The organism is Pedobacter ginsenosidimutans, assembly GCF_001442625.1.
Taxonomy (GTDB): Bacteria; Bacteroidota; Bacteroidia; order Sphingobacteriales; family Sphingobacteriaceae; genus Pedobacter; species Pedobacter ginsenosidimutans.
Window position 1 is genome coordinate 250,443 of sequence record NZ_LMZQ01000004.1, and the last position, 25,188, is coordinate 275,630.

Annotated in this window: 22 protein-coding genes and 1 tRNA gene; 19 read left to right on the forward strand and 4 right to left on the reverse strand. The window is 37.9% G+C overall.

Annotation, left to right across the window (positions count from 1 at the left end):
* Positions 1-51 precede the first annotated feature (51 nt).
* The 5 genes from ASU31_RS08160 (at position 52) to ASU31_RS08180 (ending at position 6,269) form a co-directional block, all read left to right on the forward strand.
* Positions 52-1,038 carry a pyruvate dehydrogenase complex E1 component subunit beta gene (locus ASU31_RS08160; RefSeq protein ID WP_029275017.1) on the forward strand — a complete coding sequence of 329 codons (987 nt, stop codon included), beginning with the start codon at positions 52-54 and terminating at the stop codon, positions 1,036-1,038.
* A gap of 410 nt (positions 1,039-1,448) precedes the next feature.
* Positions 1,449-1,949, forward strand: coding sequence for a hypothetical protein (locus ASU31_RS08165; RefSeq protein WP_057931865.1), 501 nt, complete (start codon positions 1,449-1,451; stop codon positions 1,947-1,949).
* An 85-nt stretch (positions 1,950-2,034) separates the two neighbouring features.
* Entirely contained in the window at positions 2,035-2,409 is a 375-nt protein-coding gene (locus ASU31_RS08170) for an iron chaperone (protein ID WP_057931866.1), read from the forward strand.
* Positions 2,410-2,513: 104 nt separating this feature from the next.
* The gene (locus ASU31_RS08175; protein ID WP_057931867.1) at positions 2,514-3,854 is read left to right on the forward strand and encodes a DUF4419 domain-containing protein; all 1,341 of its coding nucleotides are present in this window, start codon (positions 2,514-2,516) and stop codon (positions 3,852-3,854) included.
* Between the two features lie 123 nt (positions 3,855-3,977).
* Positions 3,978-6,269, forward strand: a complete 2,292-nt coding sequence (locus tag ASU31_RS08180; protein ID WP_057931868.1) for a Tex family protein — start codon at positions 3,978-3,980, stop codon at positions 6,267-6,269.
* A gap of 72 nt (positions 6,270-6,341) precedes the next feature.
* Here the strand turns inward: ASU31_RS08180 and ASU31_RS08185 are convergent, their stop codons facing one another.
* Positions 6,342-7,409, reverse strand: a complete 1,068-nt coding sequence (locus ASU31_RS08185) for a mechanosensitive ion channel family protein (protein ID WP_057931869.1) — start codon at positions 7,407-7,409, stop codon at positions 6,342-6,344.
* Between the two features lie 147 nt (positions 7,410-7,556).
* On the opposite strand from ASU31_RS08185, the gene pnuC reads away from it, so the two are divergent.
* From pnuC to tsf, 8 genes are all read left to right on the forward strand, one after another.
* Positions 7,557-8,219, forward strand: a complete 663-nt coding sequence (gene pnuC, locus ASU31_RS08190; protein ID WP_057931870.1) for a nicotinamide riboside transporter PnuC — start codon at positions 7,557-7,559, stop codon at positions 8,217-8,219.
* Positions 8,216-9,181, forward strand: coding sequence for an AAA family ATPase (locus ASU31_RS08195; protein ID WP_057931871.1), 966 nt, complete (start codon positions 8,216-8,218; stop codon positions 9,179-9,181). Before pnuC ends, ASU31_RS08195 begins: the two co-directional genes overlap by 4 nt.
* A 42-nt stretch (positions 9,182-9,223) precedes the next feature.
* Positions 9,224-9,757, forward strand: a complete 534-nt coding sequence (locus ASU31_RS08200) for an ORF6N domain-containing protein (RefSeq protein WP_057931872.1) — start codon at positions 9,224-9,226, stop codon at positions 9,755-9,757.
* A 50-nt stretch (positions 9,758-9,807) separates the two neighbouring features.
* Complete coding sequence (locus ASU31_RS08205; protein WP_057931873.1) at positions 9,808-10,635, forward strand: hypothetical protein; 828 nt, start codon at positions 9,808-9,810, stop codon at positions 10,633-10,635.
* Positions 10,636-11,048: 413 nt separating this feature from the next.
* Complete coding sequence (gene rplM / locus ASU31_RS08210; RefSeq protein WP_010602007.1) at positions 11,049-11,492, forward strand: 50S ribosomal protein L13; 444 nt, start codon at positions 11,049-11,051, stop codon at positions 11,490-11,492.
* A gap of 3 nt (positions 11,493-11,495) precedes the next feature.
* Complete coding sequence (gene rpsI / locus ASU31_RS08215) at positions 11,496-11,882, forward strand: 30S ribosomal protein S9 (protein WP_029279076.1); 387 nt, start codon at positions 11,496-11,498, stop codon at positions 11,880-11,882.
* 18 nt (positions 11,883-11,900) lie between these two features.
* The gene (gene rpsB, locus ASU31_RS08220) at positions 11,901-12,734 is read left to right on the forward strand and encodes a 30S ribosomal protein S2 (protein WP_057931874.1); all 834 of its coding nucleotides are present in this window, start codon (positions 11,901-11,903) and stop codon (positions 12,732-12,734) included.
* Between the two features lie 128 nt (positions 12,735-12,862).
* A complete protein-coding gene (gene tsf, locus ASU31_RS08225; protein ID WP_057931875.1) occupies positions 12,863-13,708 on the forward strand; it encodes a translation elongation factor Ts in 846 nt (281 codons plus the stop codon).
* 193 nt (positions 13,709-13,901) lie between these two features.
* On the opposite strand, the gene ASU31_RS08230 is transcribed toward tsf, so the two are convergent.
* Positions 13,902-15,107: a purple acid phosphatase family protein gene (locus ASU31_RS08230; RefSeq protein WP_057931876.1), complete on the reverse strand. Its 1,206-nt coding sequence runs from the start codon at positions 15,105-15,107 to the stop codon at positions 13,902-13,904.
* 85 nt (positions 15,108-15,192) lie between these two features.
* Here ASU31_RS08230 and nagA point away from each other — a divergent pair, with 85 nt between their 5' ends.
* The 6 genes from nagA (at position 15,193) to frr (ending at position 23,801) form a co-directional block, all read left to right on the forward strand.
* Positions 15,193-16,284, forward strand: a complete 1,092-nt coding sequence (gene nagA, locus ASU31_RS08235) for an N-acetylglucosamine-6-phosphate deacetylase (RefSeq protein ID WP_057931877.1) — start codon at positions 15,193-15,195, stop codon at positions 16,282-16,284.
* A gap of 10 nt (positions 16,285-16,294) precedes the next feature.
* On the forward strand, positions 16,295-17,257 hold the full coding sequence (locus tag ASU31_RS08240) for an MBL fold metallo-hydrolase (protein WP_057931878.1): 963 nt from the start codon (positions 16,295-16,297) through the stop codon (positions 17,255-17,257).
* Positions 17,258-17,312: 55 nt separating this feature from the next.
* Positions 17,313-20,585, forward strand: a complete 3,273-nt coding sequence (locus ASU31_RS08245) for a TonB-dependent receptor (protein ID WP_057931879.1) — start codon at positions 17,313-17,315, stop codon at positions 20,583-20,585.
* 150 nt (positions 20,586-20,735) lie between these two features.
* Positions 20,736-22,361, forward strand: coding sequence for a hypothetical protein (locus tag ASU31_RS08250; RefSeq protein ID WP_209434972.1), 1,626 nt, complete (start codon positions 20,736-20,738; stop codon positions 22,359-22,361).
* A gap of 132 nt (positions 22,362-22,493) precedes the next feature.
* Positions 22,494-23,198, forward strand: a complete 705-nt coding sequence (pyrH, locus tag ASU31_RS08255; RefSeq protein WP_029279061.1) for a UMP kinase — start codon at positions 22,494-22,496, stop codon at positions 23,196-23,198.
* A gap of 39 nt (positions 23,199-23,237) precedes the next feature.
* Entirely contained in the window at positions 23,238-23,801 is a 564-nt protein-coding gene (gene frr / locus ASU31_RS08260; protein ID WP_029279059.1) for a ribosome recycling factor, read from the forward strand.
* 51 nt (positions 23,802-23,852) lie between these two features.
* Here the strand turns inward: frr and ASU31_RS08265 are convergent, their stop codons facing one another.
* Both ASU31_RS08265 and ASU31_RS27410 read right to left on the reverse strand, forming a co-directional pair.
* Positions 23,853-24,869, reverse strand: coding sequence for a LacI family DNA-binding transcriptional regulator (locus ASU31_RS08265; protein WP_057931880.1), 1,017 nt, complete (start codon positions 24,867-24,869; stop codon positions 23,853-23,855).
* A 148-nt stretch (positions 24,870-25,017) separates the two neighbouring features.
* Positions 25,018-25,162 (reverse strand) — tRNA-Asp (locus ASU31_RS27410).
* Between the last annotated feature and the right edge of the window lie 26 nt (positions 25,163-25,188).

Below are 25,188 nucleotides of genomic sequence, written 5' to 3' on the forward strand. Positions count from 1 at the left end.
TGGTTTCAAAGCGATTAATAATTATATTTGCCACCGTTATTAAAATTTACAATGAGAGAAATCCAATTTAGAGAAGCACTACGCGAAGCCATGAGCGAAGAAATGCGTAAAGATGACCGCGTTTTTTTATTAGGTGAAGAAGTAGCAGAATATAACGGTGCGTACAAAGTAAGTCAGGGTATGCTTGACGAATTTGGTGCGAAACGCATTATCGATACCCCGATTGCCGAGCTAGGTTTCGCAGGTATTGCAACTGGTGCAGCAACAGCAGGCCTTATTCCAATTGTGGAATTTATGACCTTTAACTTCTCATTAGTAGCTATCGATCAGATTATCAACGGTGCTGCTAAAATTTTATCAATGAGCGGTGGTCAGTTCTCATGCCCTATGGTTTTCCGCGGCCCAACAGGTAACGCAGGTCAATTAGGTGCACAACACTCTCAAAACTTCGAAAACTGGTTTGCAAATACACCAGGATTAAAAGTGGTAGTTCCGGCTACTCCTTATGATGCAAAAGGATTATTAAAGCAATCAATTATAGATCAGGACCCAGTTATTTTCATGGAGTCTGAAGTAATGTACGGCGATAAAGGCGATGTTCCTGCAGAAGAGTACTATATCGAATTAGGAAAAGCAAACGTAACCAAACAAGGTACTGATGTAACCATCGTAACATTCGGTAAAATGTTAACCCGCGTTGTAAACCCAGCTGTAGAAGAATTAACTAAAGAAGGAATCAATGTTGAAGTAATCGATTTACGTACTGTACGTCCTATCGATTATGATACCATTATCGCTTCTGTTAAGAAAACAAATCGTTTGGTTGTTGTAGAAGAAGCATGGCCTTTGGCATCTCTTTCTGGTGAGATTGCTTTCATGGTACAAAAACATGCATTCGATTATTTAGATGCACCGGTTTTACGTATCACCTGTGCCGACGTTCCACTTCCATACTCACCAACTTTAATCGCAGCAAGCTTACCAAATGCTGAACGCGTAGTTAAAGCGGTAAAAGAAGTAATGTACGTTAAAAAGTAATTACAAATTGTAGTCTGAGCTTAGTCAAAGACGAAAACATATAAATCCTTCAAAGCAATTTGGGGGATTTTTTTATTTCCCCATTTCTGTGTCCTCCGTGTTTCCGTGGCAAATACCAGAAAATTTATGTTCAGTGATTCTTCGGTTTCATCAGCCGCGCCATTCATTGCAATCTTTTTGGCCGGTTACCTATTCCATTTATCGTCATTGCTGTAAGGAGGAACGTCGAAGCAATCTTTTCCCATAGCACACGCCAAAAGGTATTTCCATTTCTGTCTTGGTTTAGTTAACCATGCCTGTACAAGAAACTCAACTCAGTTCTTTGCTTAAACGCAAAAAACACCCCATAATTAGATTTAATTAATCTCAAAGTTGGTGGCCGACATAATTTTCTATAATTTAATCTCAGAATGTGGGAAAAGTTAAAGAACATTATTGGGATTATCATTTTGGTCTCAATCGGACTGGTTTTATTATTAATCTTTTCACCACTGATTATTATCTCAATGATCAGCGACCATATTGAAGAGAAAAAAAATGAAAAATTATATCTCGAGTATCTTTTGAAAATTGACGGACATAAATTCTTTTGTTATAATAACAGAAGAGATTGCCAAGAATTTATCGAGAAATACATTATCCCAACCTTACCAAGTGAGGTAAAATTGATTTTCCTTGATGGAAGATATCCAAAATCAGACTATTCGCAAAGGTTTGCTTCAACTTTATTATATAAAATTGAAAATCAGGTAGGCTTCCCTTATCTTTTGAAAGTTCAACACGGTATCGTTATGGAAAAATCAGTCAATAACGAACTTTACAATAGTTTAAATCAAGGGCATGATATTCAAGTTTTATATAATGTGATAAATAAATTTTATCAAGAAGAATATGACGCTCAAATTCCTTAGCTGCGATTTTTCCATTCACCAATATCCAGATCAGCGAATAGGTTTTTTAGAAATTTTGTAAATTCAGCTTACAAAATCACCGACCATGGAACAACCCAAACCAGAAAACATTGATCAATACATTGCTAATTTCCCAATAGAAACGCAAAAGCTATTACAGCAAATCCGCGAAACGATACACAAAGCCGTACCAGAAGCCAAAGAAGTAATCAGTTATGGTATGCCGGCCTTTAAACAAAACACGGTGCTGGTTTATTTTGCGGGCTATGCTAAACACATTGGCTTTTATCCAACCGGCTCGGGCATTGAAGCATTTAAAGACGAATTTGCTCAGTATAAATGGAGCAAAGGGGCTGTACAGTTTCCTTTAGATAAACCTTTGCCTTTGGATCTGATTACCAGAATCACCAGGTTTAAAGCAGAAAGAGATTTGGAGAAAGTGAAAAAGAAGAAATCATAATACACTTGAGCTTCCCACTTAGGGGAAATGGAGAGTACAGATTATGGAAATTAGTTCAAAAAAGCATCCGTTTAGTAAAACCTTACTAAAGCGACGCTAACCAGATGAAAAAAATACTTTTACTCCTAGTTATCTTTATCTCTACCAAATCATTTTGCCAGAAAGCAACAGTTGTAGAAATTGAAACACTTTCGAAACCAGCAAAACTTATCCCTGTTGCCCCCACTCAGGAAATTCTTAAAGTGCTTAAGGCACATGTTGAAAAAAACGTTGAAAAATTACCCGATAGTCTAATCTATTATGGTGAACACCCTTTTTTGACCGGTATTTTAAATTCTTACATTGATCACAGACCGTTTGTGATCTCGCCTGATATTTTCTGGTTATTGATCAGTCAGGGTTTTGCAAGGCATATTACTCAAAATGCAGAAGAATTAAGGTCGCAGATGGTAAACTTTGAGGGCAGAAAAACCTTGACTATTGTTTCAGATAAAATCCAGATTGGCAATCCTCAATCCGATTGGGCTTCAATTTTCCCGCAGTTTAATGAACAGATCAACGATTATACAGGCAAAAAATTGGTTGGTATTTTAACTTCCGATTTTACTACAACTACACCAACTTCAAAAATTGTGAGCCAGGTTACGATTATGGAAGCCGTAAAATCTTATTTCGAATTCAAAGTGATTATCATTGGTTGTGGAATTCCAAAAATCACCATAGAAGGCACAACCCAGGATTGGAAAAAATTACTGGAAAAGACCAAATACCTTACCCAGTATAAACTAGATTGGTGGACAAATGAGCTTATTCCAATTCTAGAAGAAATTATAGCAGCTAAAAAAGGAAAAGTGAATAAAGATTTCTGGATGAATATGGTAAAATACCATACCGAAAAGAAATATGGAACGGTAAACACAATCGACGGTTGGATTGTAAAGTTCTTTCCTTACACCAAAGAAGGAAACAAAACAGGTTTAAAACCAATTACCAGTGTAAACAATCTAGCTTCGGAAATTGTAAAAGTTCCTTTTATTCTGGAAGATGCACAAGCTCATACAAAACATAACATGGAAATCTGGGCGGGTTTTATCGGTTTATCCCAAAACAACAAAGATTTCACTATGAAACCGGAAATGAGCTGGGCTATCGTAAATAAAGACAGTGCACCATCCGAAACCTCTGTTTTCGGCAATAAAACCAGCGCCGACGATCTTTCAATGAGTAACATTAGCGAAATTCCAAAAGAGCTGTATACATTAAAAAGTATAGGCACACTAAGAATCAAGTTCACCAAAAATATTATCATACCTGATGAACTGAGTAAAATTCAAATTAGAAGACTAGAGCTTACCGGAAAGATTACAGATGCTGAAAAACAAAGACTTGCAAAACTGTTCCCCAACAACTGGCTGATTATAAATGGAAAAATGATCGAACGCTGATAAATAACCGTTTCTTTTTTCAAAAACTTACTCACAAATTTCGGTGGAAAACTTCATTTTAAAAATCCTGAAATCCCGCAAATCCTGATTAGCTTTGCTTCTTTTAATTTTTACCTTTAGGATATGTTAACCCACCATAAAATAATTGCAGCCGAATTAAAAGTTGCAGAAAAACAAGTAACGGCAACCATAAATCTGTTAGATGAAGCTGCAACCGTACCCTTTATTTCGCGTTACCGTAAAGAGGCCACGGGCAGTTTAGATGAGGTTGAAGTAGCTGCAATCCGCGATCGGGTTTTGCAGTTGCGCGATTTAGATAAGCGCCGGGAAGCAATTTTGAAATCGATGACCGAGCTTGGCAAGTTAACACCAGAACTGGAAAAAAAGATCAACGAAGCTGAAACCATTTCGCTTTTAGAAGACATTTACCTGCCATTTAAACCTAAGCGTAAAACACGTGCATCGGTAGCAAAAGAGAAAGGCTTAGAGCCTTTGGCCTTGCAGATATTTGAGCAAAAAGCTTTTGATTTAGAAGCATCAGCAGATAAATTTATCGATACTGAGAAAGGTGTAAATTCACTTGACGAAGCTTTAGCAGGCGCAAGGGACATCATTGCCGAAATGATTTCTGAAAATGTGGAGGCGCGGACCAAAATGCGTACTTATTTTCAGGAAAAAGCTATTTTTAAATCAGAGGTGATCAAAGGAAAAGAAGAAGAAGGCATTAAATATAAAGATTACTTTGAATGGAACGAGCCGGTTAAAACAGCTGCATCACACCGTGTTCTGGCTATGCGCCGTGGTGAGAAAGAACTAATTTTGAGATTAGACGCCCTTCCACCGGCAGAAGATGCCGTTGCCATTTTAGAAAACCAGTTTATTTTAGGCAATAATGCGGCTTCAAAGCAGGTTCAACAGGCCTTAGAAGATGGTTATAAACGTTTGTTGGAGCCTGCAATGGAAACCGAGCTTCGTGTATTTACCAAACAAAAAGCGGATGAAGAAGCCATTCGGGTTTTTGCCGAAAATGCACGTCAATTATTATTGGCAGCCCCAATGGGACAAAAAAATGTACTGGCTATCGATCCTGGTTTCCGTACTGGTTGTAAAGTTGTTTGTTTAGATAAACAAGGTCAGCTATTAGAAAATACAGCCATTTATCCCCATACGGGACAAGGGAATGTAAAAAATGCCGAATTTACCATTCAACAGCTTTGTGAAAAACATAATGTTGAAGCCATTGCCATTGGTAACGGTACCGCAGGGCGAGAAACTGAAGCTTTTGTTCGTGCGTTGAATTTACCGCACGTCACGATTGTAATGGTTAACGAAAGTGGCGCTTCCATTTATTCGGCATCAGAAGTGGCAAGAGAAGAATTCCCTACCCAGGATATTACCGTACGTGGAGCTGTTTCAATCGGTCGTCGTTTAATGGACCCATTGGCCGAGTTGGTAAAAATCGATCCAAAATCTATCGGCGTTGGTCAGTACCAACACGATGTTGATCAGAATAAATTACAGGCGAGTTTAGATGATACGGTAATCAGTGCGGTAAATGCTGTTGGTGTTGAATTAAACACCGCCTCCAAGCAGATTTTAGCCTATGTTTCTGGCTTAGGGCCAACTTTAGCACAGAATATTGTAGACTACAGAAATACGCATGGTGCTTTTAAAAACCGTGAAAGTTTGAAAAAAGTACCTCGTTTGGGCGATAAAGCATATGAGCAGGCAGCAGGTTTCTTACGCATCCGCAATGCAGAAAATGTTTTGGATACCAGTGGTGTTCACCCTGAGCGTTATGCTGTAGTAGATAAAATGGCGAAGGATCTGGGCACTACCGTTTCTGCTTTAATGAAAGATACACAATTGCAAAAACAGATTAAACCGCAGCAATATGTAACCGATGAAATCGGCTTACCAACATTAACGGATATTTTAAAAGAACTGGCAAAACCTGGCCGCGATCCGCGTGAACAGTTTGAAGCTTTTAGCTTTACCGATGGCGTGAACGAGGTTTCAGATTTAAGGGTGGGTATGAAGCTCCCTGGAATTGTAACCAACATCACCAATTTTGGTGCCTTTGTCGATATTGGCGTACACCAGGATGGTTTGGTTCACACCAGTCAGCTGGCTAACCGTTTTGTAGCCAACCCTAATGATGTGGTTAAAGTACATCAAAAGGTAGAAGTTACGGTTATGGAAGTTGATGTAGCCCGTAAAAGGATTTCGTTATCGATGAAAACTGAAGCCAGTCCGAAGTCGGAAGTCCGTAGTCGGGAGACTAAGGAGCATAAACCGAAACAAGAATATAAACAAAATAACAGCAAGCCTAATTTCAAACCTCGTAATGAGCCAAAAGATGCTGATGGCGATTTACAGGAAAAATTAGCAAAGCTAAAAGGGATGTTTAAATAATTTCGGTCAATTGTCATACTGAGCCTGTCGAAGTATTTAGGGAGTCTTCGACAAGCTCAGACTGACATGTAATTACTGTTTCTCAAACTCCAATCTTTTTTTAGGTAAGCTTTCAGGATAATTTCTTTGAATAAACGAAATCATAGCTTCCCTTACATGGCAGCGTAAATCGAAAGCCCTTGAAGAATTAGAAGCACTCATCAGAAATCGGACTTCGATGGCGCCATCTTTTGTACTATCGGTAACCTGTACTACATTTACGCGTTTGTCCCAAAGCGGATTAGCATTCAATAATCTGGATAATTCTTGTCGCATTGGCTCAATAGGGATTGTATAATCCAGGTATAAAAATACTGTTCCAAGCAGATCGGCAGAAACACGGGTCCAGTTTTGAAAAGGCTTTTCGATGAAATAGGTAATCGGCAAGATTAACCGCCGTTGATCCCAGATATTAACCACTACATAAGTTAAAGTAATCTCCTCCACCTTACCCCATTCACCTTCCACAATCAAAACATCGTCAATCCTTATCGGTTGGGTAAAGGCGATCTGAAAACCGGCCAATAAATTCCCGAGCGACTTCTGTGCTGCAAAGCCTATAATAATTCCTCCGATACCAACCCCTGTAAGCAACCCTGCTCCGATTTTACGCATACTTTCAAAACTCAATAAAATGATAGCGACAGTAATTAAAATAATGAGCGAAATAATAAATTTTCGGACAAACTGCAATTGGGTTCTGATTTTACGCTCTTTTAGGTTATTTTCTTTATTTAAATCATATTTAAGATAGAAATAATCTTCCAAAACATTGATCGTCCTCACCAAAATCAATGCAAAGGTGACGGTTAAGGCAATTTCCAATATTTTGGTCAAAGGGAGGCGGAATGTTGGCGTCATCACCATCAGTGTTAGCGAAAAATTAAGGAGCAACAGGGGAATAAAAATCGCAACCGGCCTTCTCAAATGTTTAATGGTGGATTTTATGATGATGGAATCCCACCAGCGGGAAAGTAAAATAAACGTTTTATGAATGACGAACTTGATAAATACCCCAAGCAATACCGCTATTAACCCGATAATGAGGTTCTTAAAAAACAAAGGGATTGGATAACCGAAAATCTGGTCGATATACTGCATAAACGAAATTTGTGGTTAATAAATAAGGCGATTAGCCAATGGATATTCTTATAACAGCTATATTTTTGGATTGTTTGCCAACAGAAAACCAAGAGCCGCAAATAAATTATTTACATTAGCATTTTGCAGATCTTCAAAAAATAAAAGATGAATTTTTTCGATGCCAAAAGTATATTTTTCACGGTTCTTGAATATAAAATGAGCTATCTGGAGTTCTTCGCGGTGATTACGGGGATTATTTCAGTTATTCTTTCAGCAAAAGCCAGTATCTGGAGCTGGCCCGCTGGCATTGTTAATGTATTTTTGTCGGCCTTTTTATATTACCAAAACCAGCTTTACCCCGATATGTTTTTGATGGCTTTCTTTTTTATAACCAACATTATGGGCTGGTGGCGATGGACAAATCCAAAACCGGAAGAAGAAGACAAAAACAAAGAGCTTAAAATTAGTTTTATGCCTGTAAAGCAGTTTTTAATCTTACTGGCTATAGGTATTGTTGGCACATTGCTGATGGGTACCCTGGCCAGTCAGCTCCACAATTGGCTTCCGCTATTATTCAACCTGCCAAGTGCTTATCCTTTTGTCGATTCATTTATTTTTGTAATGAGTGTAATTACCACTTTTCTAATGATCCAGAAAAGGATAGAATGTTGGATTATCTGGCTGCTCATCGATGTAGTAGCTACTTATTTATACTTTTTAAAAGGCATCAAGTTTATGGGACTAGAATATTTCATCTTCACTATTATTGCTGCCTTTGCATTATGGCATTGGATAAAAGAATATAGAAGCTATTCAAAAACTGCATGAAAAGAGGATTAGTTATCGGTAAGTTTATGCCTATTCATAATGGGCATATTGCGCTTATTAATTTTGCCGCTTCACATTGCGATGAACTGATTGTATCAATGAGTTTCACCCCTGACGATAAGATTGATCCGGTTTTGCGTTTTGAATGGATCAAGGAGATTTTTAAGGATCGGCCCGGCATTAAACCGGCTACTATTGCTGATGATTTTGATGATGAAACCCTGCCATTGAATGAAAGGACAAATATTTGGGCAATCAGGATGCGGGAGGTATATCCAAAAATTGATATTCTTTTTAGCTCCGAGTTTTATGGAGCACCATTTGCATTTAACTTACAAGCCGAACACATCTTATTTGATGAACCGAGAAAATCCATTCCCGTTTCAGCAACCCTAATCAGAAACCATCCGTTTCAATATTGGGAATTTATTCCAAAAGAAGTCCGGCCATATTTTGTAAAGAAGATATGTTTTTACGGACCAGAAAGCACAGGAAAATCGACCATGGCCGAAAAAATGGCTTTGCATTATCATACTGCTTTTGTGCCTGAAGTTGCGCGCGAATTAATTACCTCGAACGATATTACTGTTGATGACATTATCAAAATCGGGATAGCACAAACGGAAAGGGTAAAAGAAAAAACCAATGTTGCGAATAAGATTATTTTTTGTGATACTGATTTAATTACTACAAAAATATACTCGCGATACTATTTAAATGAGATTCCGGATATTCTAAACGATCTTGAAAATGAAATCAGGTACGATTTATATTTCCTGCTAGATATTGATATAGAATGGGTAGCTGATCATCTCCGCGATTTTGGAGATAGGCGACTGGAAATGTTTAACCTTTTTAAGGCAGAGCTCGAAAATCGTGGAATAGACTACATTCAGATCAGTGGTAATTATAGAGAGCGGGAAGAAAAGATCAAAAAGATTATAGATTCAATTTTGGTTTAAAGAATCTATTTTTTGTATCTTCAATTCAAATCCAAAAATGATATGACAGCTAAACAAGTGCTTCCTATCATCCCTGACAATATTGTAGTTAATAAAATTTACGAGCTAAGAGGCCTTAAAGTAATGCTCGATAGCGACTTGGCGGAACTTTATGGAGTTGAGACTAAGCGCCTCAATGAGCAAGTAGGCAGAAATCCTGATCGATTCCCAGAAGATTTCATGTTTCAACTTACCGATGAAGAGTGGTTAAACTTGAAGTCGCAAATTGCGACTTCAAGTTGGGGAGGAAGAAGAAAACTCCCGTTTGTTTTTACCGAACATGGTATACTAATGCTTTCAAGTGTATTAAACAGCAGACAAGCCATTCAGGTGAATATTCAAATTGTAAGGATTTTCACCCGTATCCGTCAATTTATTGTTGATAATGGCGAGCTCAAACTTGAAATCGAAGAAATTAAACAAAAAGTGAGTAATCAGGACAAAAACATCGAACTGGTTTTTACTTACCTGGACAAACTCATTGATAAAAAAATTGGACCAAGGAAAAGGATCGGTTACATGCCTGACGATTTGTGATTTTTATATTGGTATAAAAATTCTATTTTTGAGAATCTAATTCCTCAATAATGATAAAAAATACGCTCTTACTTATAGTTTTAAGTATTTTATTTTTCGCATGTTCTAAAACAGGTGACAATTCGCAAGCAACGCCTAAGAAAATTGAAAGGATTATTATTTCTCCGGAATACCTGCTTCAGCCAAAATCTTCAGAAGTATATATTGGAGTTAGGTATTTTAAAGATTATAGCGATAAAGACAATATTACGCTTACCTTAAACGGACAGTCTGGAACTCAACTATCAGAAACATCAGAACAGCTGTTGGGAACTAATTTATTATTTAAATTTAATTCGGCAAATCAAACAGGCGATTTTAAGATCAGGTGTGTGGTCAAAAATGATCAGAATACTCTTGAACAGGAACAAACCTTAAGGATTGTTAATGATTTTAGCATAAATACTGTTTGGAACAGCCTTGATAAGAGCTATTCATCATCGTTTTCCAGTATAGCCGATCGGCTTAAAACAACCGGCTATACTTTAAGACCAATTGCAAATTCCAGTACCAATGTACAATTTGGTGCCTATTATGAAAATTATGCTTATTTAAATTTGTATGTAAGTAAATCTTTCATTCCGGCTCTTTATGGCGTTTACACCTTAATTTATAATGACCTTGGCCTTCAGCAGATTAAAATTGCCAATGGATCTCCAGACGCTGACCAAAACTTTTTGGCGACTAAATTCTATGCAGATGTAACCGCAACTTATGGAAACTTTATCTCACAAAACAATACCGGGAATGGGAAAGTTACTATATTTAAAAGCGGAATCTACACATTAACGGTAACCGAAACACCAGCATTGGTTTCTACGGTAATTACAAAGTCTTAAAATTTATCTTTAGATCATTTTTTTAAAACTTAACATACTTCAATCAATCTACGTTTTCTAAACCGATTGCAGCGACATCTTTTTTGTTTGCATTGTTCACAATGTCATTCTGGGGGCACGAAGAATCTGTACCCAATGAAACAGATTCTTCGTACCTCAGAATAACAAAATCTATTTAAAAGATTTAGCATAAAGCCCGGCCGAAACCAACCAAAGAATTTCTGGCTTTGCTTTTCACAACCTAAAAAAGATACAGCCTATTAGATGCTGAAATAAATTCAGCATGACGATCGCCAGGTAAAAACGTAAAACTTTTTTCAACCAACTATTTGATAATAAAAGTATTCTATCTATCTTTGCAGTCCCAAATTTAATGGGAATAATAAATTGTTTAATAAATTAAATACAAGCAAGTGAATACGTTAAGTTACAAAACTGTCTCGGCCAATGCGAAAACTGTTAACAAACAGTGGATTGTTGTTGATGCGCAAGGCGAGATTTTGGGGCGCTTGTCATCGAAGATCGCTATGATCATCCGTGGTAAAAACAAGCCTGAGTACACCCCACACGTAGATTGCGGAGATAACGTTATCGTTATTAATGCAGACAAGGTTAAATTGACAGGAAACAAATTCAGCGAAAAGCAATATGTTTCTTATACTGGTTATCCAGGTGGTCAACGTTTTATTTCTCCTAAGGAGTTAATGGCGAAACACCCTCAACGTGTAATCGAGAAAGCGGTACGCGGTATGCTACCGAAAACTAAATTGGGTAAAAAATTATACACCAATCTTTTTGTGTATGCTGGTGAAACTCACCCTCATGCAGCTCAATCTCCAAAAACCATTAAACTTTAAGAAATGTCAGTTACTAACACTTCAGGAAGAAGAAAAACAGCTGTTGCACGTATCTACTTAAAAGATGGTGCTGGCGCAATTACCGTTAACGGTAAAGATCACAAAGTATATTTCCCAACTTTACCATTGCAATATATCGTAAACCAAAGTTTAGAAGTTTCTGAGCTTGTAGGTCGTTATGATATCACTGTAAACGTACAAGGTGGTGGAGTAAAAGGACAAGCAGAAGCTGTTCGTTTAGCTATTGCTAAAGCGATTGTTGAACTAGATGCGGAGAAAAAACCTGCATTACGTGCTAAAGGCCTAATGACGCGTGATATGCGTATGGTTGAGCGTAAGAAACCAGGACGTGCTAAAGCTCGTAAGAAATTCCAATTCAGTAAACGTTAATCACAGGAGGCAAAGACAATGGCAAGAACAACTTATCAAGACTTATTGGATGCAGGTGTACACTTTGGTCACCTTACCCGTAAATGGAATCCAAAAATGGCTCCTTACATTTTCATGGAGCGTAATGGAATTCACATTATAGATTTAAATAAAACTTTAACTAAAACTGAAGAAGCTGCGGCTGCGATTAAACAAATCGTAAAATCAGGACGTAAAGTATTATTTGTTTCAACAAAAAAACAAGCAAAAGGAATCGTAGCTGAACAAGCTAAAAAAGTAAACATGCCTTTCGTAACCGAGCGTTGGTTAGGTGGTATGTTAACTAACTTTGCTACTGTTCGCAAGTCAATCAAAAAGATGTCTAACATCGATAAAATGACTAAAGACGGTACTTATTCGATCTTATCTAAAAAAGAGCGTTTAATGATTCAACGTGAGCGTATTAAATTAGAATCACTTTTAGGTGGTATTGCTGATTTAAACCGTTTACCTGCAGCTTTATTCTTAATTGATGTTAAGAAAGAACACATTGCAGTTACTGAAGCGTTAAAATTAAACATCCCTACTTTTGCGATGGTTGATACTAACTCTGATCCTTCTAACATCGATTTCCCTATCCCGGCGAATGATGATGCTACAAAATCAATCTCTTTAATTACTGATGTAATTATCAAAGCTATTGAAGAAGGTTTAGATGAGCGTAAACGCGAAAAAGATGATGAGGCTGAAAAAGAAGCAGTAGCTGCTAAAGCTGCCGCTGATGCTCCAGAAGCAAAAGAGCCAAGACGTAAAAAAGCTGCTGAGGCAGAAGTTGAAGCGTCAGCATCAGAAGAAACTAAAACAGAAGAATAGTAATATTTTTTAATTGCAGGTTACTGGTTTCAGGTTTTAAGTTGGCTTAACATGAGTTTAACTTGGCGCTTGTAACTTGTAACCTGTAATTGTTATAACAAGATTGTAAATTTAAAAAAGGAAATAAAATGTCTACAGTACAAATTACTGCCGCTGATGTAAATAAACTACGCCAACAAACTGGTGCTGGTATGATGGATTGCAAAAAAGCTTTAGTAGAAGCTAATGGCGATTTCGAAGCTGCTGTTGATTTATTGCGCAAAAAAGGTCAAAAAGTATCTGCCGCTCGTTCTGGTAATGCTACTTCTGAAGGTCTGGTATCAATCAATGTTTCAGCGGATGGCACAAATGGTAAATTACTTGCTTTAGCTTGTGAAACTGAGCCGGTTTCTAAAGTTGAGGATTTCCGTAATCTAGCTCAAGCCGTTTTAGCTGCAGCAGTTGCCAACAATCCTGCTACTACTGAAGAATTATCAGCGATTACTTTGGAAGATGGACGTACAGTTGCTGAAACCATAACTGAACTAACCGGTAAAATCGGAGAGAAAATCGTTATTCAGGAGTACGCAAATATATCTGGTGAGAAAATCGTTTCATATATCCACTCTAATGGCAAAATGGGTGTTTTAGTGGTATTTGAAGGCGCTAATGGCGTAGATATTACTGAAGCCGGTAAAGATGTTGCCATGCAAATTGCTGCAATGAACCCAGTTGCTGTTGATAAAGACGGTGTTGATCCTGCTACTATTGAACGTGAAATCGAGATTGCTAAAGACGTTATCCGTCAAGAAGGCAAACCAGAAGAAATGGTTGAGAAAATTGCTGCTGGTAAATTGAATAAATTCTACAAAGACAGTACTTTATTAAACCAGGAATTTGTTAAAGATAGCTCTATGGATGTGCGTAAGTATTTAGATAACACTTCTAAAGGTTTAACAGTATCTGCTTTCAAACGTGTACAATTAGGTGCATAAGCATTTATAAAATAATAAAAAGCTCCCGGTGTTTAATCGGGAGCTTTTTTTATGCCTTATACTTTGTCCGTCACCCTGACCTGTAGCGCAGCGGAAAGCTACGGAGTAAATTTATTTCAAGGTCTAATTTGTGAGAAAGATGCTGAAATAAATCCGATAGCCATCGGATCAGCATGACGATACGCCTACTCTTCTACTTTTTCAAGGCAGTATAAGTACCAACTTCCTTACCCGAATCATCGAGCATACTCGCCACTAATTTATTCCTATCTGCTTTTATCTTGGTGATTGTTCTTGTCCCTGTCCTCGGGCCACCGCCAATAATTAAAGGGTAATGGTTTAATGCTTTATCGGGTTGGTGCACCATGTACTTATGGGTATGGCCACTTAAAACCAAATCTACTTTACCCTGATTCAACAACGGCTCAAATAGCTCAGTACAATGTTTTGGCCCATGTGCATCGCCTGAAAAGCGTGGCGGAATATGCATCATCACCACTCTAAATGGTGCTTTTTTAAATTCCTTTGAATTTATTTCTGTTTTAAGCCATTCAGCCTGCTGAACTCTATAATCGTCAAAATCTACAATACCCGCATATACTGGATGTGCATCTTCTTTATCTTCACCAGTGTCTAAAACTACGAAACGAACAGGGCCTAAGGTAAAAGCTGCATGGCCAACATGCATATAATATTGTGGAAATTCGCGTGCAAATTTACCCCGCGTTTCGTGATTGCCCCTTACGTAGATAAAAGGTGTATGCTTTGCAAAATTATCTACACAAGGCTGGAGCATATGTTCGATAATCTGTCTCTCATCTGTTTGATAATCGAATATGTCTCCATTAAAGAAAATAAAGTCTTGCTTCTTGTCAGGAACCAGCGCTAACAATTGGGGGATTGATTCCGGGCGATCATGCGTATCATTCATCATTAAGAATGAAACCTCATCTTTCGCTCGGTGGGCATTCACAAATTCTTCAATAGCACTACTTGCCGTTGCCCCATAGGTTAATTTATACGGTTGGAAATCTTTAATTTCCTTCGAAACAATTTTATAATAATATTTTGTTCCTGGTTTTAAATTTTTGAGCGTTACGGCATTTAACTTACTATTAGCCTGCATCAAACCCAATTCAGCCTTTCCATATGCTTTTTGGCTCAACTGATCTGCCTGTTCTCCAAACTCTACCCAGCCTGTAGCATTTTTATTGGTTAACCAAAGAATGGTCATTTCGTTATTGAAATTGGTCTGGAGATAAGGGCCAACTGCTATTTTAAATTCATCGTCTCTAGAGGCTACGTTTGCAATGGCTGCAGATGGCGCTACAAAGGCAGCAGCACCTAAAGTTAGTCCGGCCTTTAAAAAACTTCTTCTATTTGGCTGATTTTCATTCATTTGGTTATTTTATCTTATTAGCCAAATATATAGCTACAATATTTAACTTTGACCGTGTAAGATTAAATTTACTCAAACGTTTGATATGCCTAAAGTAATTTCCAATATCTCCTATTTTCAGGGCAATGATTTAAAAAAGAATCAGGACATCATAATTAATGGCACGCTAATTTCCAATATTAACGAAAGCGACAACAAAGAAACCAGCCATTCGCTTGTTGTACCAGGTTTTATAGATTTACAGATTTATGGTGCAGGCGACAGGTTATTTTCAGCCGAGCCTAGCATCGAATCGTTAAGCATCATGGAAAATGACTTGCTTAAAAAAGGGACTACAGGCTTTTTAGCTTGTATGGCAACAAATTCTCCTGAAGTTTTTGACGAATGTATCAAAGCAGCTAAAGAACACCGTAAATCTGCAAAAAACTTCCTGGGGCTACATTTAGAAGGGCCATTTTTAAATCCAAAACGCTTAGGTGCCCATGTTCCGGCCTTTGTACGTAAAGCCTCGCTAGATGAAATTAAGAAACTAATTGATTTTGGTGACGGCGTAATTAAAATGATGACGATAGCGCCGGAAATCCAGGATGATGAAGTAATACAGTACTTATTAGACCATGGCGTTGTGGTTTCATTAGGGCATAGCAACGCAACCTTTGATGAAGCAACGGCTGCTTATAACAAGGGCATCCAAACCACCACCCACCTCTTTAATGCCATGAGTCCCATCCACCATCGCGAGCCAGGAATACCAACAGCTGTTTTTAATCATGATAAGGCCATGGCCAGTATTATTGCCGATGGGCAACACATCGATTTCGAAGTGCTTAAATTTGCACAGAAGCTTTTAAAAGATCGTTTATTCCTGATTACTGACGCGGTTACCGCTTGTTCAACAGGGCCGTATCAGCATGTTCAAAAAGGTAATAAATATGTTATGCCCGATGGTACACTTTCCGGTTCATCGCTCACCATGCTGGAAGCTGTTAAAAATTGTGTATTACATTGTGATATCAGCTTAAATGATGCCATTAAAATGGGAACGCTCTACCCTGCCCAATTGGTCGGAATAGAAAATCTTACTGCAACTATAGAAACCAGCCATCAGGCAAACATATTGGTACTTGATGATGATCTGAATTTAAAAGAGGTGATCTTTAAAGGCGAAACGGTATAATTAATTCAACATGTTCAAAAAAATCCTTGCGGCTATAATATTCTTGTCTGTTTATACCAGTAATTCCTGGGGACAAGAAATAGGTACTGCTTTCAAAATAATACCCCTTGGGGTGAAGGGCGGAGATGATGAGAGTAATTTATCCTCTTATATGATTGCTCCAAAAGGCAGCGAAAATTATGTTTGTCTGGATGCAGGCACCATAAATGCTGGCATACAAAAAGCGATTGATCAAAAAACATTAAGAGGAATAAGCGAAGAGATCCAGCGCAAACAGATTAAGGGATATTTGATCTCACATGCACATTTAGACCATGTTGCCGGTTTGATTATCAACTCACCAGCTGATACATCAAAAAACATCTATGGCCTACCTTCTGTCTTGAATATTTTAAGCGAAAAATACTTCACCTGGGATGCCTGGGCCAATTTTGCTAATGAAGGCGAAAAACCACAATTAAAAAAGTATACCTATTCACCACTTAATGAAGGTGAAACTTATCCGCTTGATGGAACGGAGATGAAAGTAAGGGCTTTTGAACTAAGCCATGGAAATCCGTATAAAAGCACTGCCTTTTTGATCAGTCACGATGATAGTTATGTATTGTACCTTGGAGATACCGGCGCAGATGAAATTGAAAAATCGGATAAACTCGCCAACTTATGGCAAACCATATCTCCGTTGATAAACCAAGGCCAATTAAAAGCAATATTTTTAGAAGTTTCTTTCCCAAATGAGCAACCTGATAAGCAATTATTTGGGCATCTAACCCCAAAGCTTTTTTTCAGTGAAATTGGCAAGCTTAAAAGCTTAACGGATGGTGATGCCATTAAAAAAGTTGCTTTCATTGTAACCCATATTAAGCCTCCTTATCAAACAGCTATAAAAGTAAAACAACAATTGCTTACTGAAAATATACTCAATTTAAATTTAATATTTCCTGAACAAGGGAAACTGTTAACGATTAATTAATATAAATAAAACATTAGCTACAGTAAGTCGGAGTATTTTTGCTTAAAAATTACTCATGAAAAAAACCTTACTTCTATTTACAACATTTCTATTTTTAATGCTCTTAAAAATAGATGCTGTTGCGCAAAATGAAACAACAGCCTCTATAAATGGAATGGTTGTCGATGCTAAAGGGCCAATTAGCGGGGCTACAGTTATTGCCATACATGAACCATCAGGTTCGAGATATGCCACTTCTACCCGATCAGATGGCCGTTACAATTTACCAGCCATGCGTATTGGTGGCCCTTACGCTATTACCGTTTCATTTATTGGTTTTAAAAATCAAACACAACGTATAGAAAAATTGGCCCTTGGCCAAAGTTCTACTTTAAATGTATCCTTAAGTGAAGACGCCAGTAATTTATCAGAAGTTACGGTTTCAGGAAAACAAAGTAAAGTTTTTAACTCGGGAAGAACGGGTGCATCGCAGAATATATCAAGAACAGCAATTCAAAATTTACCAACTTTAAACAGAAGCTTTACCGATTTTGTGAAGCTTACCCCTCAGTTCTCTTTACAGTTTGGAAGCCCAAGTATTGCAGGAAGAAGTAACCTGGCCAACAATTTTACGGTTGATGGAGCGCTGTTTAATAATGCATTCGGCTTACAGGGTACCATTGGAAGCCAAACGAGTTCTCAACCAATTAATATGGATGCCTTCGAAGAAATTACAGTAAATATTGCGCCATATGATATTCGTCAAAGCGGTTTTACAGGTGCCGCAATAAATGCGGTAACCAGAAGTGGTACGAATGAATTTCAGGGCTCTTTAAATACTTACTACAGAAATCAGGACTTGGTAAGTGATTACAACTATGCCGGATTAAAAGTACCGGTAACCAACTTTAGCCTTAAAGGTTATGGGTTTACTTTAGGTGGGCCGATTATTAAAAATAAATTATTCTTTTTTGCCAGTGGAGAATTGGAGAGAAGATCAGATCCAGGAACCGGATTTTCAGCCTCAAGGGGTGGAAGCACCGGACCAAATATATCTCAGGCAAAAGGCGAAGACTTAGATAAGTTAAGCTCTTTTTTACAAACACTTGGCTATGATCCGGGGGCTTATGAAAATTATGCTTTAAAAACAAGGAGCGATAAACTATCTGCCAAATTAGACTATAATATTGATGATAAAAACACTTTAAGTTTAAAATATTTCTATTTCAGATCTTATAAAGATATTTTACCAAGTAATAGCGGCGCTCCAAAAAATAATCGCCAGCCATCGCAGCTGGGCCTTCCTTTTCAATCTGCAGGATATGGCATAAACAACAACATGGATAACGTTAACCTCGAGTTCAGAACACGTTTTAACAATAAGTTCTCTAATCAGTTAACAGTTGGTTACAACAGCATGAAAGATTTCAGAGAATCAAAGGGTAACAAACCTTTCCCACTTGTTGATATTATGAATCCCGATGGAAGTTCGTATACTGCTTTTGGCTATGAACCTTTTACTGCTTTTAATACCTTAAAAACTAAAGTTTACCAGATTACAGATAATTTTAACATTTATGCAGGTCGCCATGAAATAACATTGGGTGCCAATTATGAAGGCTACAGAACGCTTAACGGTTTCGCTCCTAACTATTATGGTGCCTATACCTTTAACAGCCTTGCCGATTTTTATAACAGCGCCAATAATGGTGTATCAAATGCAACGAGATACCAGGTTCAATATTCGGTTATGCCTGATGGATCATTCCCTTATGCAGAAATCCAATCAAATATGTATGGCTTGTATGCACAGGATGCTTTTACGGTTAACGATCAGTTAAAACTAACCCTTGGCTTACGTGCAGATTTAACCAGCGTTTCTTCACCAGCATCACTAAGCAATCCAAATGTAGAAAAGCTGACTTTCGAAAATGACGAAAAAATTGATGTGAGCAGATTTCCTAAAAGTTCTATTTTATGGTCGCCGCGTTTAGGCTTTAACTGGGATGTAAACCATGCCGGAAAAACACAAGTACGAGGTGGTACCGGGCTATTTACAGGAAGACCCCCACTGGTTTGGGTATCTAACCAGGCCAGCAACAATGGTGTTCAATTTGGCTCTGAATCCATTAACAACCCAACCAACAGACCATTTACCCCCAACGTTGATGCTTATAGAAATGTAAATAAGGCTACAGCAGCAAACAACACAGCCTACAATCTGGCAGTAGCCCAACAGGATTTTAAATTTATGCAGGTCTGGCGTTCCAATTTGGCGGTTGACCAGAAATTACCTGGCGGTATAACCGGAACAATCGAAGCGTTATATTCAAAAGACATTAATTCTGTTTATTTCCGCAATGTGAATTTAAACACTTCTGCATATACGCTTCTAAAAGGCGCTGATAACCGTCCGAGATACACCAGTTCAAGAATTTACGGATCGGCAACTCCTACTCCTGCAAACCCAAACATTTCTGATGCAATTGTAATGACCAATACCAATAAAGGCCATAGTTTAGCAATTACAGGAACATTATCAAAAGAGTTTGCAGGTGGTCTTTTTGCAACCGCCGGCTATACTTATACCGATTCGAGATCAGTTAATGATGGTGGCTCTATCGCTCAAAGTATGTGGAGAGACCGTCAGGTTTCTGGCAGCCCGAATACAGATGCACTTTCTTATTCAAGCTATATGGTTAAAAACCGCTTCATTGCCTCTGTTGTTTACAGAAAAGAATACATTAACCACTTAGGTACAACATTTTCTATGTTCTATCAACTACAGGATGGTTTCAGATATTCTTATACCTATGGAAACGACTTAAACAATGATGGTTTAAGCGGGAACGATTTGATTTATGTTCCGGCAAATAAATCCGACATTGTTTTAGTACCAGAAAATGCTGCTGATACCCGCACAGCTGATCAGCTTTGGGGTCAATTAAACAGCTACATCAGTCAAGACAATTATCTTAACAAAAAAAGAGGTCAGTATGCAGAAAGAAATGGTCTTGTTGGTAATGTAATCGGTACGCTTGATATTCGACTGGCACAAGATTTATTCGCAAACCTGAAAGGTAAAAAGCATTCTCTTCAACTTACTTTTGATATTTTCAATTTCGGAAATATGATCAATAAAACGTGGGGAGTTCCAAAATTTGCCAACAGGGCTAACGGACTTCTTAACTTTAAAGGAGTGGATGCAACATCAGGTAAACCTACATTTTCTTTCCCTTACCTCAATGCAGATAACAGCGTGCCTTTAGTTAATACATTTTCAAGCAATATTGATGAAACTGCGCGTTGGAGAATCCAATTTGGATTAAGATATAGATTTAATCAATAATTTTTAAAACTAAAGAAATCAAAAAATGGTTGGATCGGATAACGGTTCAGCCATTTTTTTTATAAAAAGGGATAATGTAAATGTAACAAGCGGGCAATAATTGCTTAACATAATTAAAGTAGGTTTAAATATCTTCAATCTATCAATATTATGAAAAAACAATTTAAATTAACGGGCGTCGCTGTAATAGCGTTTGCTGCATTATTAAGTTTCAGCGCTTGTAAAAAACAAGAAATTGAAACCAGCCAAAACGCTTTACCTAAGGCAAAATTATTAGGTATCTCTGCTTCAAATGCTACACTTACGGTACAAACTTTAGAAAATTTTGAGGTAGGCTCAACCAGTCCTAAAACGGCTTATGATGTTTCTCCTTCTGGCTCAGCAGCTGGAGATGACATTACACTTAACGGAAAGTCATGGAATTTTTTCGACGCGTTAATCGGAAATCTTGCTGCTGATAAAAAAAATGGTTCATGGTCTGCCCGTATCCGTAACTCGGGAAAAATTACGATGCAGTTTGATATTGCAACCGGTATTAGTACAGTAAGCGTTCAACATGCTACTTATGGCACAGATGCTGCTAGTCAATGGGGGCTATGGTATTCAACTAATGGTGGAAGTAGCTGGACACAGTCGGGCACCAATATAACCAGCACGTCAACCTTACAAACGCAATCTTTCAGCCTAAATCTTACCGGAAATGTCCGCTTAGAAATTAGAAAACTTTCAGGCGCTTCAAACAGAATAAACTTTGATGATATTACCGTTAATGATAACGGTGGTGGTACCGATCCAGGTACAAATCCTGTACTTACGGGTAAGAAGTTTTTATTTGATGCATCAAAACTGGAAAATGCAGGTAGTGCCGATTGGCAGATAGATGCAGATGGTACCGAAAACGTTCCGGGCTATCAAGGAGGAACCTCTGTTGAACTTAAAGCACAAAGATTTCCTACCCCCTCATATACCGGCATAACAGCTTCAACTTCTGAAACCTACTGGAAAGGTGCCATGTCTGCCTGGGCCGTAGAATTGGTAAAACGTGGCGAACTGGTAGAAACTTTGCCAGGCGGTACTGCCATTACTTATGGTAACACCGCTAATCCCCAGGATTTAAAAAATTACGATGTTTATGTGGTTATTGAACCGAATAAATTATTTACAGCCGCTGAAAAAACGGCTATTATGAATTTTGTGGCCAATGGCGGCGGTTTAATGATGGTGGCCGATCATACGGCTGCAAGTACAGCCGGAACAGATGCAAATGGTTATAATCCTTCAGACAGAGATGGCGATGGCTACGATTCGCCAAGAGTTTGGAATGATTTGATGAGCAATAACGGCATTAACAATAACAAACCTTTCGGCTTTAATGTAGATTATGTTGACATTAGCGAAAAACCAAGTACAAAAGTTTACTCCGGAACAAGTACCAGCGCCAATCTGGTTTTAAATGGTGCTGCTGGAAATGCTTCAAAATTAGCTTTCTATAATGGTACAACAGCAACCTTGTATCCAACAGAAAATTCTACAGTACAAGGGTTATTTTGGAGAATGAGCAGCACATTAGGGAGTAATAATGGTGTAATGGCATTAATTTCGACTTACGGAAGCGGAAGGGTAGCCTTTGTTGGCGATAGCTCGCCATCTGATGACGGAACCGGCGATACGAACGATAATTTATTTAATGGTTGGTCTGGTGATGTACCATCTGGATATACTTCTCATCCGGCTTTGCATTTAAATGCATCATTATGGCTTGCTAAAGCACAATAATTAATCCAATAACGGAAAGGGCGATATTTTCATATCGCCCTTTTTTATTTATATACCTAACCTAATTAAATATTTACATCAAATATTAAAACGATAGCCCGTAAGTAAAAAATTGTTAATATTTTTGAGGTCATGAAATACAAACGCATCCTATTAAAGCTTAGCGGAGAATCGCTAATGGGCGACAAACAATATGGAATTGATAATGAGCGTGTTAAACAATACGCAGAAGATATCAAAGCCGTACACGATAAAGGTTTAGAAATCGCAATCGTAATTGGAGGAGGAAATATTTTTAGAGGTTTAAGCGCCGAAAAAAGTGGGATGGACAGGGCACAGGCCGATTATATGGGCATGTTGGCAACAGTTATCAACTCTATGGCCCTGCAAGATGCGTTAGAAAAAGTGGGTATCAAAACACGTTTACTTACTGCCATTAAAATGGAGCAGATCTGTGAGCCATTTATCCGCAGGAGAGCTGTTCGCCATTTAGAAAAAGGCCGTGTGGTTATTTTTGGTGCCGGAACGGGAAATCCATACTTCACAACCGATTCTGCTGCAGCTTTACGTGCGATCGAAATCAAAGCAGATGTTGTTTTAAAAGGAACACGTGTTGATGGAATTTATACTGCTGATCCTGAAAAAGATCCTTTGGCCACTAAATACGATGAAATTTCTTTTAGGGAAGTTTACGATAAAGGCCTTAATGTAATGGATATGACCGCATTTACCCTTTGCGAAGAAAACCAAGTGCCGATTATTGTGTTTGATATGAACAAACATGGCAATTTCATGAAAATCGCCAATGGCGAACCTATTGGAACCCTGGTTAAATAAGGAATAAAAATTATTATTTTTGTAGAAATACACACAATTATGAACGACCTCATACAATTACAATTAATGGATGCTCAATCTGCAATGGATAGAGCCATCGATCATTGTGAATCTGAATTAACTAAAATCAGAGCTGGTAAAGCATCAGCTGGAATGTTGGATGGTATTTTCGTGGATTATTATGGCGCAGCTACAGCATTATCACAAGTAGCCAGTATTAATACGCCTGATGCCAGAACAATCGTAATCCAACCTTGGGAAAAATCACTTTTAACTGCAATTGAAAAAGCTATTCAAGTAGCCAATATTGGCATCAATCCACAAAATGATGGTATTGTTATCCGCTTGGTTGTGCCACCTTTAACAGAAGAGCGTAGAAAAGACTTAGTGAAAAAAGTGAAGGAAGAAGCTGAAAGAGGCCGCATTACCGTTCGTAACATCCGTAAAGATGCCAATACCAAAATTCAAAAACTGAAAGGTGAAGGTGTTTCTGATGACGAGATTAAAACAGGTGAAGGCGAAGTGCAAAAACTAACCGATGCTTATATCATCAAGGTTGACAAACATGCCGAAGCTAAAGAAAAAGATGTAATGACAGTTTAATCTGTATAAAATACAATCAGAGAGGGAATGGACTTAAATCTATTCCCTTTTTTATTGCTTTGCGCTTGAGCCTCTAACGTTTAAGATGGTGGGTAACGATACCTGCGTGTTTTCGACAGGCTTTCCGGCTTTCTTAAGCTTGTTCAATAAAATTTTCATCACATTTTCTGCAATGGCCTCAAGAGGCTGTGCAATAGCCGTAACCGGAGGTTCGCAAAACTCCAGGATTTCGAAATCATCGAAAGAAACAACAGCCATATCCTTGTGGATCTGAATACCTAATTTTCTAAAAGTTCTTAACCCGTCTAAGCAAATATAGTTGGCTGCAAAAACTACCGCATCTAGCTGTTTCTCTGCTTTAAAAAACTTTATCATCTCCTCAATTGAGTCTGCAGAGTTTACATATTTAATCTTCTTTACAATTGCCGGCAAGTTATATTTTTCTACAGCGCTCTCGTAACCGGCCAAACGGTCTACCATCTGTTGCTGTAAAGTATCGATGGTTACAAAACCTATTTTTTTATAATTATTCTTAATGAGGTGTTCGGTAGCTTCGTAAGTGCTGCTTAGATTATCAATTATTACATAATCTGTTTTAACATCCTGTACGTACCGATCGAATAGTACCACTGGAGCGTCTGTTTGAATCAATTTTTTAACTTCTTCTTCCAATCCCTCAGGTAAGGCCATAATATAGCCATCAACATGCCTGTCTTTAAAAATCTGCAGCAATTCTATTGCCTTTTCGGTGTCGTTCCTGGTACTGCTAAAAAGAATTTTATAACCAAGGCTGGAAGCAATTTCATCAATTCGGCGTGCTATGCCCGAGAAAAAAGGCTCAGAAATATCATCAACCAAGAATCCGATAATTTTTGTTTTGCCTGTTCTTAAACTTGTTGCAAGGGTATTGGGCTGATAATTTAATTCAGCAACCAATTCTAAAACCTTTTTGGTAAGCGATTCGCTAATATTTTTTTCTCTTGCTTTCCCATTAATTACAAACGATACGGTTGTAATGGAAATATTTAATTGTTTAGCGATATCTTTAATCGAAACGCGTTTCTTCATCACAGGCATTGAACGAATAAAATTTGACTGGTAATATAACAATATATCTATAAATATATTGATGGTTATGAAAAAAACTAGTTTAAAAAGAAAAAGAGCAACCTATCCAGGATTGCTCGATTAACTAACTTATTATTCATAAAAAATGCTGTTGGGGAAGGAGTCGAACCTTCAAGGGGTAGTTAGCTACAGTTCAAAAAATTAATTTGTGGTCAACCCAATAAACTGCGTTTGTCCCATTATTCCCCACCACCGAGACAAGGAGGCGTGTCTGCCAATTTCACCACCCAACATTTCAAAAGTTAACAGTCTTCAATTT

Coding starts and splice junctions, on each gene's coding strand:
- ASU31_RS08160 (WP_029275017.1), top strand. CDS start 52: ATGAGAGAAATCCAATTTAGAGAAGCACTACGCGAAGCCATGAGCGAA.
- ASU31_RS08165 (WP_057931865.1), top strand. CDS start 1,449: ATGTGGGAAAAGTTAAAGAACATTATTGGGATTATCATTTTGGTCTCA.
- ASU31_RS08170 (WP_057931866.1), top strand. CDS start 2,035: ATGGAACAACCCAAACCAGAAAACATTGATCAATACATTGCTAATTTC.
- ASU31_RS08175 (WP_057931867.1), top strand. CDS start 2,514: ATGAAAAAAATACTTTTACTCCTAGTTATCTTTATCTCTACCAAATCA.
- ASU31_RS08180 (WP_057931868.1), top strand. CDS start 3,978: ATGTTAACCCACCATAAAATAATTGCAGCCGAATTAAAAGTTGCAGAA.
- ASU31_RS08185 (WP_057931869.1), bottom strand. CDS start 7,409: ATGCAGTATATCGACCAGATTTTCGGTTATCCAATCCCTTTGTTTTTT.
- pnuC (WP_057931870.1), top strand. CDS start 7,557: ATGAATTTTTTCGATGCCAAAAGTATATTTTTCACGGTTCTTGAATAT.
- ASU31_RS08195 (WP_057931871.1), top strand. CDS start 8,216: ATGAAAAGAGGATTAGTTATCGGTAAGTTTATGCCTATTCATAATGGG.
- ASU31_RS08200 (WP_057931872.1), top strand. CDS start 9,224: ATGACAGCTAAACAAGTGCTTCCTATCATCCCTGACAATATTGTAGTT.
- ASU31_RS08205 (WP_057931873.1), top strand. CDS start 9,808: ATGATAAAAAATACGCTCTTACTTATAGTTTTAAGTATTTTATTTTTC.
- rpsI (WP_029279076.1), top strand. CDS start 11,496: ATGTCAGTTACTAACACTTCAGGAAGAAGAAAAACAGCTGTTGCACGT.
- rpsB (WP_057931874.1), top strand. CDS start 11,901: ATGGCAAGAACAACTTATCAAGACTTATTGGATGCAGGTGTACACTTT.
- tsf (WP_057931875.1), top strand. CDS start 12,863: ATGTCTACAGTACAAATTACTGCCGCTGATGTAAATAAACTACGCCAA.
- ASU31_RS08230 (WP_057931876.1), bottom strand. CDS start 15,107: ATGAATGAAAATCAGCCAAATAGAAGAAGTTTTTTAAAGGCCGGACTA.
- nagA (WP_057931877.1), top strand. CDS start 15,193: ATGCCTAAAGTAATTTCCAATATCTCCTATTTTCAGGGCAATGATTTA.
- ASU31_RS08240 (WP_057931878.1), top strand. CDS start 16,295: ATGTTCAAAAAAATCCTTGCGGCTATAATATTCTTGTCTGTTTATACC.
- ASU31_RS08245 (WP_057931879.1), top strand. CDS start 17,313: ATGAAAAAAACCTTACTTCTATTTACAACATTTCTATTTTTAATGCTC.
- ASU31_RS08250 (WP_209434972.1), top strand. CDS start 20,736: ATGAAAAAACAATTTAAATTAACGGGCGTCGCTGTAATAGCGTTTGCT.
- pyrH (WP_029279061.1), top strand. CDS start 22,494: ATGAAATACAAACGCATCCTATTAAAGCTTAGCGGAGAATCGCTAATG.
- frr (WP_029279059.1), top strand. CDS start 23,238: ATGAACGACCTCATACAATTACAATTAATGGATGCTCAATCTGCAATG.
- ASU31_RS08265 (WP_057931880.1), bottom strand. CDS start 24,869: ATGAAGAAACGCGTTTCGATTAAAGATATCGCTAAACAATTAAATATT.